Origin of the sequence: Bartonella sp. AC329YNZD (genome assembly GCF_042196685.1) — a bacterium.
In the GTDB taxonomy this organism is placed as follows: domain Bacteria; phylum Pseudomonadota; class Alphaproteobacteria; order Rhizobiales; family Rhizobiaceae; genus Bartonella.
This window is the reverse complement of sequence record NZ_JBHIQS010000012.1, coordinates 1-14,522: the sequence shown is the minus strand read 5'-3', so window position 1 is coordinate 14,522 and position 14,522 is coordinate 1. Positions and strand designations below refer to the sequence as shown.

General features: G+C 39.7%; 10 protein-coding genes and 1 tRNA gene. All 11 read right to left on the bottom strand.

The window, feature by feature from the left end; translation table 11 throughout:
* Window positions 1-84 precede the first annotated feature (84 nt).
* Entirely contained in the window at window positions 85-774 is a 690-nt protein-coding gene (locus tag ACFIMW_RS06485) for a nitroreductase (RefSeq protein WP_375608524.1), read from the bottom strand.
* A gap of 207 nt (window positions 775-981) precedes the next feature.
* On the bottom strand, window positions 982-1,368 hold the full coding sequence (locus tag ACFIMW_RS06480; protein ID WP_375608523.1) for a MerR family DNA-binding transcriptional regulator: 387 nt from the start codon (window positions 1,366-1,368) through the stop codon (window positions 982-984).
* 551 nt (window positions 1,369-1,919) lie between these two features.
* Entirely contained in the window at window positions 1,920-6,131 is a 4,212-nt protein-coding gene (rpoC, locus tag ACFIMW_RS06475) for a DNA-directed RNA polymerase subunit beta' (RefSeq protein WP_375608522.1), read from the bottom strand.
* Between the two features lie 169 nt (window positions 6,132-6,300).
* Window positions 6,301-10,452 (bottom strand): DNA-directed RNA polymerase subunit beta, encoded by a 4,152-nt coding sequence (gene rpoB / locus ACFIMW_RS06470; protein WP_375608557.1) that lies wholly within the window; start codon window positions 10,450-10,452, stop codon window positions 6,301-6,303.
* Window positions 10,453-10,740: 288 nt separating this feature from the next.
* Complete coding sequence (gene rplL, locus ACFIMW_RS06465) at window positions 10,741-11,112, bottom strand: 50S ribosomal protein L7/L12 (protein WP_012755028.1); 372 nt, start codon at window positions 11,110-11,112, stop codon at window positions 10,741-10,743.
* Between the two features lie 101 nt (window positions 11,113-11,213).
* Window positions 11,214-11,732 (bottom strand): 50S ribosomal protein L10, encoded by a 519-nt coding sequence (gene rplJ / locus ACFIMW_RS06460; RefSeq protein ID WP_375608521.1) that lies wholly within the window; start codon window positions 11,730-11,732, stop codon window positions 11,214-11,216.
* A 358-nt stretch (window positions 11,733-12,090) separates the two neighbouring features.
* A complete protein-coding gene (gene rplA, locus ACFIMW_RS06455; protein ID WP_375608520.1) occupies window positions 12,091-12,795 on the bottom strand; it encodes a 50S ribosomal protein L1 in 705 nt (234 codons plus the stop codon).
* 4 nt (window positions 12,796-12,799) lie between these two features.
* Window positions 12,800-13,228 (bottom strand): 50S ribosomal protein L11, encoded by a 429-nt coding sequence (gene rplK, locus ACFIMW_RS06450; protein ID WP_273723157.1) that lies wholly within the window; start codon window positions 13,226-13,228, stop codon window positions 12,800-12,802.
* Window positions 13,229-13,377: 149 nt separating this feature from the next.
* Window positions 13,378-13,908 carry a transcription termination/antitermination protein NusG gene (gene nusG, locus ACFIMW_RS06445; protein ID WP_375608519.1) on the bottom strand — a complete coding sequence of 177 codons (531 nt, stop codon included), beginning with the start codon at window positions 13,906-13,908 and terminating at the stop codon, window positions 13,378-13,380.
* A gap of 20 nt (window positions 13,909-13,928) precedes the next feature.
* Entirely contained in the window at window positions 13,929-14,141 is a 213-nt protein-coding gene (gene secE, locus ACFIMW_RS06440) for a preprotein translocase subunit SecE (RefSeq protein WP_375608518.1), read from the bottom strand.
* A gap of 201 nt (window positions 14,142-14,342) precedes the next feature.
* A tRNA-Trp gene (locus ACFIMW_RS06435) sits at window positions 14,343-14,418 on the bottom strand.
* Window positions 14,419-14,522 lie beyond the last annotated feature (104 nt).

The window sequence follows — 14,522 nt, the reverse complement described above, 5'->3', positions numbered from 1 at the left end:
AATAAGAATGAAAAATTTCTACCAAGCATATTTTTCATAATGCACTAAGTTCTTCAAAGTATATGCTTAATGATATAAAATATTTTATGGACATGCTTCAATGAAACGTACAAAGTTTTCTAACGGTTCTCGTTCTGTCTCAAAATTGTTTTCTGGAGCACTCATATCGCGATAACCAAGTGCCATACCACAGATAATATTCCGATCAGAAGGTACAGATAAAAGCGTACGAATCTGTTTATGATAATCAGCAAAAGCTGCTTGGGGACAGGTATCCAATCCAAATCCACGTGCTGCTAACATAATGGTCTGCATAAACATACCCAAATCAAGCCAACTCCCTATTTCCATGTCGTGATCCATTGTAAATAAGAGTCCTACAGGTGCATCAAAAAATAAAAAATTTCGTGCTTTTTGATGAAGCATTTTTTCTTCATCTCCTTTTTTTATTCCAAGACTCTGATAAAGTTCCAAACCAACTTTTCTACGCCTTGAAATATAAGGCTCACGCCACTGACGTGGATAATAATTATATTCACGCTCCCCTTTTACACCCGAAAGAACAAGTTGTGAAAGCTCTTGCCCTACTTTCTGTAATACACTTCCCGTAAGCACAATCACTTGCCATGGCTGAATATTGGTTCCAGATGGTGCACGTGCTGCAAGTGTTAAGATTTTTTTGATTGTTTCCAAACTAACTGGCTGGTTGGTAAAAGCTCGAATTGACTTTCGCGACAAAATAGATTGAAAAACACTAATAGAAGAAACTGCCATTGTCTTTTCTTTCTCTATGAAAAATATTTTTTTTCCTATCAAGGACAATATAGTGTGAAAATACCTTTTCTACTTTTTCACACCCTCTATTTCTTCAAATGATTTACACATTTCACGCAGTGTCAAAAAATCCCATTAGAAATACTGATGGCTATCTCTTTTAATAGAAAAGAAATTTCCTAAAAGCAGATGAAATAAATCTCACAATCAACGATTAACCCCCAACTCTGCTAAGCTCTCAAAAAAAGTCTCCTCAATGTGTTCTAAATCCTGTAGAAGATCATCAATATCACGTTGCATCTTCTTTAAATCAGATCGTTTTTTATTAATTCCTGCAATTAATTTCTTAAGTTTTTTCTCATCATCAGGTGGTTTTCCAACCATAGCCAACATATCAGATATTTCAGACAACGAAAATTTAACTCTTTTAGCACGCAGTATTTGTTTTAATTTATGACGATCCGTTTGTGTATAAAGCCGTGTACTTCCACGCCGGAAAGGGACAAGAAGTCCCTCTTCTTCATAATAACGCAAAGTTCGAGCTGTTATTGAAAACTCACGTGTCAACTCTCCAATTGAATAATATTCGTACATTTTATCATTCTGTCTTTATAGATCACATTATTATAAGAAATATGTCTATTTTTATAAAAATTTAGTCAGCACTCTATCCTTTCCTGCATTCTAAAATATGAAGAAATACATTCTTGTCAAATAAGTATTATACAGTAAAAAATTAATTATTTTTTTAGATGACAGGAAAGATTGCTAATCATCTATTATAAGGCCTTTTAAATCTTTATAGAAGATATCCAATCAAAAATTTTCCTAAAATTCGAAATTAGTCGTTATTTAACTTACATATAAGCTACTCTTTTTCTTGGAATACGGCTTTTTGACTTCATGTATCTTGAAAAAAATTTCTATACTGTCCTCAAAAATAAAAAAACTTTAAAATGACGCAATAAAAAAAATCAGTATCATTATCAAATAATAAACTACTCAGAATGTTTGAAACGACTACAACCTTATAATTGTTATTATTATATTTTTCAGGAAAAATATGCAATTTCTGCATCTTGAGATAAAAAACGTCTGAAATTTCTATTCAGACGCTTTTATAGTATGTGGATGTTGTATTTAAACTATTTAGCAACTGCCTCAGTTGTCATATTTGTCAACATAGCTTTAGCCACTTCGTTATTACTAGACTTACGCTGCTCATCTACTATCAGATCATCACGAACTGCAGCAATACGACGGATTTGAGAAATCGTACCACCTGTACCTGCTGGAATAAGACGACCGACAATAACGTTCTCTTTGAGTCCTTGCAAAGTATCAATTTTACCAGAAACTGCTGCTTCAGTAAGAACACGCGTTGTCTCCTGAAATGATGCCGCCGAAATGAAAGAAGGCGTTTGAAGAGAAGCTTTTGTAATTCCAAGAAGAATGGGATTACCAGATGCGGGTTTCTTCCCTTCTGCAATCAAATTATCATTGATTTCATCAAGTTCAATACGATCAACGTTATCACCTGGAATATAACCAGAATCTCCAGATTCAGTAATTTCAACTTTTTGCAACATTTGACGAACAATCACTTCAATGTGCTTGTCATTAATAAGAACCCCTTGCAAACGATAAACCTCCTGAATCTCATTAACAAGGTAAGATGCCAAAGCTTCAACACCCTTAATCGCCAAAATATCATGAGGAGCTGGATTTCCATCAAGGATATAATCCCCCTTTTCAATTTGATCGCCTTCTTGGAAGTGAAACAACTTACCTTTTGGAATCAAATATTCTACTGCCTCAAGAGTCTCATCATTTGGTTCAATAATAATACGACGTTTATTCTTATAACCACGGCCAAATCGAATTGTACCACTTACTTCAGCAATAATCGCATGATCCTTTGGACGACGTGCTTCAAACAGCTCAGCCACACGAGGCAAACCACCGGTAATATCTTTCGTCTTGGCACTTTCCATTGGTAAACGAGCAATAACATCACCCGCCTTAACATGAGCACCAAGCTCAACAGAAAGAATAGTTTCCGCTGACATCATATAACGGGCTTCACCTCCTTTATACAATTTAGCAATGGATTCACCTTCTTTATTTTCATGGATAATAATGGCTGGTTTGAGATCCGCACCACGCGGATTAGCGCGCCAATCAATCACCAAACGCTTCGTAATACCCGTAGATTCATCAGCTGTTTCAGTGACAGATAAACCATCAACCATATCTTCAAAACCCACATAGCCTTCAACTTCTGTTAAAACCGGACGCGTATAAGGATCCCATTCTGCTATACGCTGGCCACGTTTAACCATATCACCATCATCAACAAAAATATGTGCACCATAGCTAACACGATGCACAACGCGCTCTTTTCCTAACTCATCCTTGATAAGGATAGCCATATTACGCCCCATAACAACCAAATGGCCTTCAGAATTGCGAACCACATTACGATTACGAATCTCCACCGTACCTTCATAGGATGCTTCTAAATAGGATGAATCAACAACCTGCGCAGTTCCTCCTAAGTGAAAAGTACGCATAGTAAGCTGCGTTCCCGGCTCACCAATGGATTGAGCAGCAATAACACCAACGGCTTCTCCCTGATTAACAGGTGTTCCACGCGCCAAATCTCGACCATAGCATTTCGCACAAACACCAAGACGTGTTTCACACGTTAAAGCAGAACGAATTTGAACTGACTGAATTCCGGCTTCTTCAATCTTTGCGACATCAGCTTCTTCAATCATTGCCCCCCCTTCAAGAATAACCTCACCAGAGACGGGATGCAAAATATCCACAAGCGCTGTACGACCAAGAATTCTTTGCCCAAGAGAGGCAACAATTTGTCCTGCATCAACAATGGGCTGCATGGTAAGCCCTTTTGCTGTACCACAATCAACTGCTGAAATAATAGCATCCTGAGCAACATCAACAAGACGCCGCGTGAGATAACCGGAGTTGGCAGTCTTTAACGCAGTATCAGCAAGTCCTTTACGCGCACCGTGAGTTGAGTTGAAGTACTCGTTAACCGTCAGACCTTCCTTAAAATTTGAAATAATGGGGGTTTCAATAATTTCACCGGATGGTTTTGCCATTAATCCACGCATACCAGCCAATTGTCTCATCTGGTTAGCAGAACCACGTGCACCAGAGTGCGACATCATATAAATCGAATTCATTGGCCGTTGACGACCTGTTTTAGGATCAAAATCGATGGCTTGAATACGTTTCATCATTTCATCTGCGACGCGATCTGTACATTTACCCCAAGCATCTACAACCTTATTGTATTTTTCACCTTGTGTAATCAAACCATCATTATATTGCTGTTCATATTCCTTAGCCAAAGCTTCTGTTTCCGCAACTAAACGCGACTTGCTATCAGGAATAACCATATCATCTTTACCGAATGAAATTCCTGCACGACACGCATAAGAAAAGCCAAGCTGCATAATACGGTCACAAAAAATAACCGTCTCTTTTTGTCCACAGTGCCGATAAACATGATCAATCATTTTGGAAATATTCTTTTTCGTCATTTCTTGATTGACAATATCAAAAGAAATATTCGGATTTCTTGGCAAAAGCTCACCGATAATCAAACGACCAGGTGTCGTATCATAAAGTTTAGAAACTTCCTTTCCATCCTTACCGATATCCTTAACACGGCCTTTAATCTTCGTATGAAGCGTTACAACCTTATTTTCCAAAGCATAATGAAGCTCACCTATATCAGAAAAAGCCATTCCCTCACCTGGTTCTTTTTCAGAAACAATCGAAAGATAATAAAGACCAAGAACCATATCCTGTGATGGAACAATAATGGGGGCTCCATTAGCTGGATGAAGAATATTATTGGTTGACATCATTAAAACACGGGCTTCAAGCTGTGCTTCAAGAGAAAGCGGAACGTGAACCGCCATCTGATCTCCATCAAAATCTGCATTAAAAGCAGTGCACACCAGCGGATGAAGCTGGATAGCTTTTCCTTCAATCAAGATAGGTTCAAAAGCCTGAATCCCCAAGCGGTGCAATGTTGGCGCACGATTGAGCAAAACAGGATGTTCACGAATAACCTCATCCAAGATATCCCAAACTTCTGGATGCTCCTTTTCAACAAGCTTTTTTGCTTGTTTTACAGTTGAGGAATATCCCTTCGCATCAAGGCGCGCATAAATAAATGGCTTAAATAATTCAAGAGCCATTTTTTTAGGAAGACCACATTGATGTAATTTTAATTCAGGACCTGTCACGATAACAGAACGTCCCGAGTAATCAACACGCTTTCCAAGTAAGTTTTGACGAAAACGCCCTTGCTTACCCTTTAACATATCTGAAAGAGATTTTAACGGACGTTTATTGGCTCCAGTAATCACACGCCCGCGCCGTCCATTATCAAACAATGCATCAACAGCTTCTTGCACCATACGCTTTTCATTGCGCACGATAATTCCAGGAGCACGCAATTCAATAAGCCGTTTCAAGCGGTTATTACGATTAATAACACGTCGATAAAGATCATTCAGATCTGATGTCGCAAAACGCCCACCATCAAGTGGAACCAATGGACGTAAATCCGGTGGAATAACCGGAATTGTTTTCATAATCATCCACTCTGGCTTATTCCCAGATTCAAGAAAATTTTCAACGATCTTAAGTCGTTTAATCAATTTTTTCTGCTTTAACTCTGAAGTCGTTTCAGCTAATTCGAGACGCAAATCATTGGCAATTTTATCTAACTCCATACCAGCTAAAAGCTCGTAAATAGCTTCAGCGCCAATCATAGCTGTAAATTGATCTTCTCCAAACTCATCAATAGCAAGCATATATTCTTCTTCAGAAAGAAGCTGGTAGAGCTTAAGAGATGTCAACCCTGGTTCAGTTACAATATAATTCTCAAAATAAAGAACCCGCTCAATATCTTTTAAAGTCAAATCTAAAAGTGTAGAAATACGACCTGGTAATGATTTAAGAAACCATATATGCGCAACAGGCGCCGCAAGCTCAATATGCCCCATACGCTCACGACGTACGCGCGAAAGAGTAACCTCTACACCACATTTTTCACAAATAATGCCCTTATATTTCATGCGTTTATATTTGCCACATAAACATTCATAGTCCTTAATAGGGCCAAATATACGTGCACAAAAAAGACCATCACGCTCTGGTTTAAAAGTCCGATAATTAATCGTCTCAGGCTTCTTAATCTCACCATACGACCAGGACAAAATTTTCTCAGGACTTGCAATAGAAATACGAATAGAGTCAAATGTCTGCGCTGGCGCTTGAGGATTGAAAAGATTCATGACCTCGTGGTTCATGCTGTTCTCCTTCAAAGATTCTTAGAACCTGTTGTAATATCTCATTTATTTTATAACAGATCTTCTTTAAAATACATTTATTTTTAAAAATGATCTGCAGTATCTTAATAAGGTTTTGAACCTTTTAAAATTAATCAGAGCGCAGCCTTTTTCCAGCGCGCTCCTTGAATTATTGTTCTGCTGTGTCAGACAATACGCGCTGTGCAATAAGTTCACGCGCATCATCAAGCTCCACATTAAGAGCGAGTGAACGCATTTCTTTCACCAACACATTAAAGCTCTCAGGTATACCTGCCTCAAATGTATCATCACCACGTACAATCGCTTCATAGACCTTCGTCCGACCAGCTACATCATCCGATTTTACTGTTAGCATCTCCTGCAAAGTGTATGCAGCACCATAAGCTTCAAGTGCCCAAACCTCCATTTCACCAAAACGCTGACCACCAAATTGTGCCTTACCTCCTAATGGCTGCTGCGTAACAAGTGAATAAGGACCAATAGAACGTGCATGAATCTTATCATCAACAAGGTGATGCAATTTCAACATGTAAATATACCCCACCGTTACTGGACGATCAAAAGGCTCTCCCGTACGACCATCATAAAGTGTAACCTGCCCTGAACTATCTAATCCTGCGTCTTCCAGCATCATGTTAATATCTGATTCATGTGCTCCATCAAAAACAGGTGTTGCAATTGAAACCCCTTTCTTCATCTGTAAAGCCAATTTGTAAAGGCTTTCATTATCATACTGACGGACTGGCTCATTATGATTATCATCAGGCATAAGATTTTCAATACGTTGGCGCAAAGGAAGTATATCCCCAGTTTCTTGATATAATTCTAACAAATCGCCAATCTTCTTGCCCATCCCGGCACATGCCCAACCAAGGTGCGTCTCAAGAATTTGTCCAACATTCATACGACTAGGCACACCAAGTGGATTCAAGACGATATCAGCATGGGTTCCATCTTCAAGAAAAGGCATATCTTCTATGGGAAGAATACGTGAGACAACACCCTTATTCCCATGACGCCCCGCCATCTTATCACCTGGTTGGATTTTGCGTTTCACAGCCACAAAAACCTTCACCATTTTCATGACACCAGGAGGCATTTCATCACCTCTTTGGACTTTTTCAACCTTATCCATAAAGCGACGCTGTAATGCTTCTTTTGATTCATCATATTGCTTACGCAAAGCTTCAATTTCATTTTGAAGCTTTTCATCCTCAACAGCAAATTGCCACCACTGGGATCGTGGATAATGCCCCATTACCGCGCTATCAAGCTTTTTGCTACCCGAAAAGCCTTTTGGACCTTCTACCGCGACTTTACCCGTCAACATATCGGTAAGACGCGCGTAAACATTGCGATCAAGAATCGACTGTTCATCATCACGATCTTTTGCTAAACGCTCAATTTCTTCACGCTCAATTGCCATAGCACGTTCATCTTTTTCCACACCATGGCGATTAAAAACCCGAACTTCAACAACAGTACCAAAAGTCCCAGGTGGCATACGCATAGAAGTATCACGAACATCGGATGCCTTTTCCCCAAAAATTGCACGCAGAAGCTTTTCTTCCGGCGTCATAGGACTTTCACCCTTTGGTGTAATCTTTCCAACTAAAATATCACCTGGTTGAACTTCAGCACCAATATAAATAATGCCAGCTTCATCAAGATTTCTTAACGCCTCTTCCGCAACATTAGGAATATCACGCGTAATTTCTTCTGGACCAAGTTTTGTATCACGTGCTGCAACTTCAAATTCCTCAATATGAATCGAAGTAAAGACATCATCAGCAACAATGCGCTCAGATAACAAAATGGAATCTTCGTAATTGTATCCATTCCAAGGCATAAAGGCTACAAGAACATTCCGCCCAAGAGCTAAATCACCAAGATCTGTGGATGGACCATCTGCAATGATATCACCCTTCTCTACCCTATCACCGACATGCACAAGAGGACGCTGATTAATACAAGTGGACTGATTAGAACGCTGAAATTTTTGTAAGCGATAAATATCAACACCTGATTTTGAAGGATCTAAATCTTCTGTTGCACGGATAACAATACGGGTCGCATCAACCTGATCAACAATACCACTACGTTTTGCACTCACAGCAGCTCCTGAATCGCGTGCAACAACGGATTCCATTCCCGTACCAACAAAGGGTGCCTCAGCGCGTACAAGAGGAACTGCCTGACGCTGCATGTTCGATCCCATCAACGCACGATTTGCATCATCATTTTCCAAAAACGGAATAAGCGCTGCTGCAACTGAAACCAACTGTTTTGGTGAAACATCCATCAAATCAACATGATCGCGTGGCGCCATTAAAACTTCACCCGCATGACGGCAAACAACAAACTCTTCTATAAAGCGGCCTTCACTATCTAATGAAGAATTAGCTTGAGCTACATAATGCTTTGCTTCTTCCATCGCAGAAAGATAAATAACTTCTTTTGTGACTTTACCATCAATAATTTTTCGATATGGGCTTTCAATAAAGCCATATTTGTTAACCCGAGCAAAGGTTGCTAAGGAGTTAATCAGACCAATATTCGGGCCTTCTGGTGTTTCAATCGGACAAATTCGACCATAATGCGTAGGATGGACGTCACGAACTTCAAAACCCGCACGTTCACGAGTCAAACCACCTGGACCAAGAGCAGAAAGACGGCGTTTATGGGTAATTTCCGACAATGGGTTGGTTTGATCCATAAACTGCGACAATTGTGAAGACCCAAAAAACTCACGAACTGCTGCTGCTGCAGGCTTTGCATTGATCAAATCCTGCGGCATAACTGTATCAATTTCAACCGATGACATACGCTCTTTTATCGCACGTTCCATACGAAGAAGACCAACGCGATATTGATTTTCCATCAACTCCCCAACGGAACGAACGCGACGATTGCCAAGATTATCAATATCATCAATTTCACCACGACCATCACGCAATTCAACCAACATCTTAACAACAGCAAGAATATCCTCTTGACGTAAAATGCGAACTGTATCTGGACAATCAAGATCCATACGCAAATTCATCTTAACACGTCCAACAGCTGAAAGATCATAACGCTCTGGATCAAAAAACAAAGAATGGAACATTGCTTCTGCTGTATCGATTGTTGGAGGCTCTCCTGGACGCATTACTCGGTAAATATCAAACAACGCATCCTGCCGACTTTCATTTTTATCCACCTTTAAAGTGTTGCGGATATATGCTCCAATATTCATGTGATCAATATCAAGAATATTGATTTGATCAGCACTGACATCAAGCAAAATTTTCAATACTTTTTCGTCAATTTCATCACCAGCTTCAAGGTAGATTTCACCTGTTTCGTAATTGACGATATCTTCGGCCAGATAACAACCTAATAAATCATCTTCGCTAACTTTAACCGCCTTGAGACCTTTTTCTTCTAAAGACTTCGCAGTACGAACTGTTAGCTTTTTACCAGCCTCAGCAACAACTTCACCACTATCTGCATCGATAAGATCAGAAATAAGCTTCATTCCTTTAAAGCGATCAACAGAATAAGGAACACGCCATCCTTGTCCATCACGCTCATAAGTCACTTTATCATAAAACGTTGACAAAATATCCGACGCATCCATACCTAATGCCATCAAAAGACTGGTAACAGGAATCTTGCGCCGTCGATCAATACGCGCATAAATGATATCTTTAGCATCAAACTCAATGTCAAGCCAAGAACCACGATATGGAATAACACGAGCAGCAAAAAGAAGCTTTCCCGATGAATGCGACTTCCCTTTATCATGATCAAAAAAGACACCAGGAGAACGATGCATCTGGGAAACAATAACACGCTCTGTACCATTAACGATAAAGGTACCATTCGTCGTCATTAAAGGCATATCGCCCATATAAACGCCCTGCTCTTTAATGTCTTTGATATCTTTGGAGCCAGTATCCTCATCAACATCAAAAACAATCAAACGTAATATGACCTTTAATGGTGCAGCATAAGTTAAATCACGTTGGCGACATTCTTCAACATCAAATTTCGGTAAATCAAATTCATAACCAACAAACTCAAGCATAGCTGTACCGGAGAAATCTGAAATAGGAAATACCGATTTAAAAACAGCCTGCAAACCTTCATCTGGTCGCCCACCTTCCGGTTCCTCAACCATGAGAAACTGATCATATGACGCTTTTTGAACCTCAATAAGATTCGGCATTTCTGCCACTTCAGGAATCTTACCAAAAAATTTACGTACCCGCTTACGACCATTGAATTGAGACATCATTGCAAGAGTCTGAGCCATCATCGCTCCTTGATCTTTACTGTTCAAGGTAGACCAACCTTGAAAGCCTTATATCATTAACCTGCATATGCAGACCAGTTCACTTGACACCCAATAATGAGCATCATTAACTTTCCCCACCAACATAAGCCATTTATCTCTTTGACTCTATGATGACAGGATGAGTAATCAAAACCTATCCCATTATTGTGACAAAACCGTTGGGACAAGGTTTTCTACTCACGATTTTCTTTCTTTATTAAAAGAAAGAAAATCGGCGAACATAAATGTTCGCCAATAAAATTAAATTTACTTAAGTTCAACTTTAGCACCAGCAGCTTCAAGTTGGGATTTAATTTTCTCTGCCTCTTCTTTAGAAGCACCTTCTTTAATAGGCTTGGGTGCTCCTTCAACCAGATCTTTAGCTTCTTTAAGACCAAGTCCAGTAAGAGCACGAACTTCCTTAATAACATTAATTTTTTGTGCGCCACCTTCAACAAGAATAACATCAAATTCTGTTTTTTCTTCAGCAGCTGGAGCAGCAGCACCAGCAACAGCAGCAACAGCAACAGGAGCAGCAGCAGAAACTCCCCACTTTTCTTCAAGTAACTTAGAAAGCTCAGCAGCTTCCAAAAGGGTTAGATTAGAAAGGTCTTCTACGATCTTCTCTAGATCAGCCATTTTTAAATTCCTTCAATTAAAAGATTTGAACCATTATTAAAACTTATCCAAAAAAACAGAAAAGCATTAAAGCTTTTCCATAAACATGAATACAAACAGCCTTAAGCCGCCTTATCCTCCTGAGCATATGCTCCAATGACACGTGCAACCTGACCAGCAGGAGCATTAACAACCTGTGCAATACGGGTCGCAGGGGTAGAAATCATACCCACAAGTTTTGCACGCAACTCGTTTAATGAAGGCAATGAAGCCAATGACTTCACAGCATCTACACTTAAACTTGTTGCACCCATTGAACCGCCAAGGATGACAAATTTGTCATTGCTTTTTGCAAAATCAACAGCAACTTTCGGTGCTGTGATTGGATCTTCTGAATAAGCAATAAGTGTTTGTCCAGCAAACAAATCCACTATCGATTCAGATTCCGTGCCCTGAAGAGCGATTTTAGCAAGACGGTTTTTGGCGACTTTAACGGCACCGCCAGCTTCACCCATTTTCGAACGCAAATCGTTCATTTGTGAAACTGTCAGACCGGAATAATGTGCAACAACAACAGAACCAGACTTCCGAAAAGCCTCGTTAAGCCATGTAACAAATTCGCGTTTTTCCGCTCTATTCACTGTCTCTCTCCATTTAACAGATCTGCTTAAAACAAACCTGTTGGTTACCTTTGATAACATAAAATATTTCATGTCACCGATGAGGATCCTGTCCCCTTTTTCACGCACAGCGCTCAAAGGCAACCCTGGCTCAAACCCTTTAAGTCTTTTAACTCTCAGTTTTTACCCCAGTCTCATGCAGGCTTTTTTTGATTAAGATACTTAAAAGTATCACCTACAATCTCGGACAGGATATTCCGGAATTTCTTCCGGTACAACCTAAGCTCTATAAAGCTTAGATAGCTAAATACCGACCAAAACCAGCATTTAAAATACAATTTTGATGTTCACATACCCCAAAACAAAATTATAAATCAGCTTATACTGTCTCTGAACGAACTGTTGCTGGATCAACTTTAACACCAATCCCCATAGTCGAAGAAACAGCAACGCGCTTAATATACTCACCTTTTGCACCTTGCGGTTTAGCTTTAATAACTGCACTTGCAAAGGCTTTTATATTTTCTACGATTTTTTCAACACCAAAAGAAGCCTTACCAATACCAGCATGCACAATACCGGCTTTTTCAACACGAAACTCAACAGCACCACCCTTAGACGCTTTGACAGCACCAGCAACATCAAGTGTTACAGTACCAACTTTGGGATTGGGCATCAAACTCCGTGGACCAAGAATCTTACCAAGACGACCAACAAGAGGCATCATGTCTGGTGTTGCAATACAACGATCAAAGTCAATCACCCCCCTATTAATGCTTTCAAACAAATCTTCAGCACCCACAATATCAGCTCCTGCCACCTTAGCTTCCTCAGCCTTATCCCCACGAGCAAAAACGGCAACACGGATATTTCTTCCTGTTCCATTAGGCAAATGAGCAACACCTCGAACCATTTGATCAGCATGACGAGGATCAACACCCAAGTTCATTGAAATTTCGATTGTTTCATCAAATTTAGCAACGGCACGCTCCTTAACCATTAAAACAGCATCTTTTAAAGCGTAAAGTTCACTAAAATCGATATCTTTTCGGATATTTTTTATTCTCTTTGCTACTTTTGCCATAATACTAGCCCACCACTTCCAAACCCATCGAGCGAGCAGAACCTTCAACCATACGCATCGCTGCCTCAATGTCATTTGCATTAAGATCTTTCATCTTTGATTCCGCAATCGAACGAATTTTATCGCGAGAAATGCTTCCTACAGACACTTTACCAGGCTCTTTTGAGCCAGATTTCAGGTTTGCTTCCTTCTTTAAAAAGAATGATACAGGAGGCGTCTTGAGAGAAAATGTGAAAGATTTATCTTGGTAATACGTAATAACAACTGGAATCGGTGCCCCCTTTTCCATTTCTTGTGTCGCTGCATTAAACGCCTTACAAAATTCCATGATATTAATACCACGCTGCCCAAGAGCAGGACCAATCGGTGGAGATGGAGTAGCAGCTCCTGCAGGGACCTGCAACTTGAGCTGACCTATACTTTTTTTTGCCATAACAATCTGCCTTCAATTTCACTGGTATACGGACAATTTATTTTGCCTGCTACCCGCTGCAGTTACGTGGTTCGGATCATTAAGCCGACAAAAGCTATAAATCACCTCCCACTCCTTACTTAAAGTAATTAAAATTACTCTAAGTTTAATCAGAGTTTTTCAACCTGACCAAATTCTAAATCAACAGGCGTAGGACGCCCAAAAATAAGAACTTCAACCTTAAGACGAGAGCGCTCTTCTTCAACCTCTTGAACAATTCCATTAAATGAAACAAAAGGACCATCAGCAACGCGAACTTGTTCACCAACCTCAAACAACACAGAGGACTTTGGAGAATCAACACCCTCCTGAACTTGTTTGAGAATCTTTTCAACCTCTCGATCAGAAATAGGAACAGGACGCGCATCCGACCCTAAAAAACCTGTCACTTTAGGAGTATTCTTAATAAGATGATAAACTTCATCTGTTAATTCAGCACAAACAAGAACATAACCAGGAAAAAATTTTCGCTCAGTATCAACTTTGCGTCCACGACGGACTTCTACAACACGCTCTGTTGGAACAAAAATTTTTTCAAATAGATGATCAAGTCCTTTCTGCTTTGCTTCCTTATCAATAGCTTCCGCTACTTTCTTTTCAAAATTTGAATATGCCTGAACAATATACCAACGAGCTGCCACAGTCACACTTCCTTACATTCTCAACTAAAAAGATATTTCAGAAGATCAATAACCCGCCAAACACCAAAATGCATAACCTGATCCACAATAAAAAAGAAAGCTGAAGCCAATGCAGTTACCAACAAAACCATAATAGTAGAAATAACCGTCTCACGACGTGTAGGCCATTTCACTTTAACTGTTTCTGCATAAACCTGCTTCATAAAGGTAATCGGATTGGTTCTAGATGCCATCGTCACACTACTCTCTCTCGCCCTATTGTGTTTTATACAACAAAATAAATAGAAAAAAATGCAAAAGCCAACTTCCAGACTTACGCAATTTTCTTACTTTCTATTCAATACAGTTTCATACACAAAAAAACAAGCCCCATATAAAAAAAAGCAAAAAAAGCAGAAAAATCTACTAACTCATATCTGAATCCTATTCCCCTTTGGCAGGGGCAGCAGGACTTGAACCCGCGACCTGCGGTTTTGGAGACCGCCGCTCTACCAACTGAGCTATACCCCTAATTCTTAAAACTAAAATACCTTTAACAAGCACTCAACAAGCATTATTTATTCAATGATCTTAGAGACGATACCGGCACCAACAGTACGACCACCTTCACGAAT

What these genes read in the sequence shown, in the direction of transcription:
- secE (WP_375608518.1), bottom strand. Translation starts at nt 14,141, where the DNA reads ATGGCATCTAGAACCAATCCGATTACCTTTATGAAGCAGGTTTATGCA.
- ACFIMW_RS06485 (WP_375608524.1), bottom strand. Translation starts at nt 774, where the DNA reads ATGGCAGTTTCTTCTATTAGTGTTTTTCAATCTATTTTGTCGCGAAAG.
- rplL (WP_012755028.1), bottom strand. Translation starts at nt 11,112, where the DNA reads ATGGCTGATCTAGAGAAGATCGTAGAAGACCTTTCTAATCTAACCCTT.
- ACFIMW_RS06480 (WP_375608523.1), bottom strand. Translation starts at nt 1,368, where the DNA reads ATGTACGAATATTATTCAATTGGAGAGTTGACACGTGAGTTTTCAATA.
- rpoB (WP_375608557.1), bottom strand. Translation starts at nt 10,452, where the DNA reads ATGGCTCAGACTCTTGCAATGATGTCTCAATTCAATGGTCGTAAGCGG.
- rplK (WP_273723157.1), bottom strand. Translation starts at nt 13,228, where the DNA reads ATGGCAAAAAAAAGTATAGGTCAGCTCAAGTTGCAGGTCCCTGCAGGA.
- rplA (WP_375608520.1), bottom strand. Translation starts at nt 12,795, where the DNA reads ATGGCAAAAGTAGCAAAGAGAATAAAAAATATCCGAAAAGATATCGAT.
- rpoC (WP_375608522.1), bottom strand. Translation starts at nt 6,131, where the DNA reads ATGAACCACGAGGTCATGAATCTTTTCAATCCTCAAGCGCCAGCGCAG.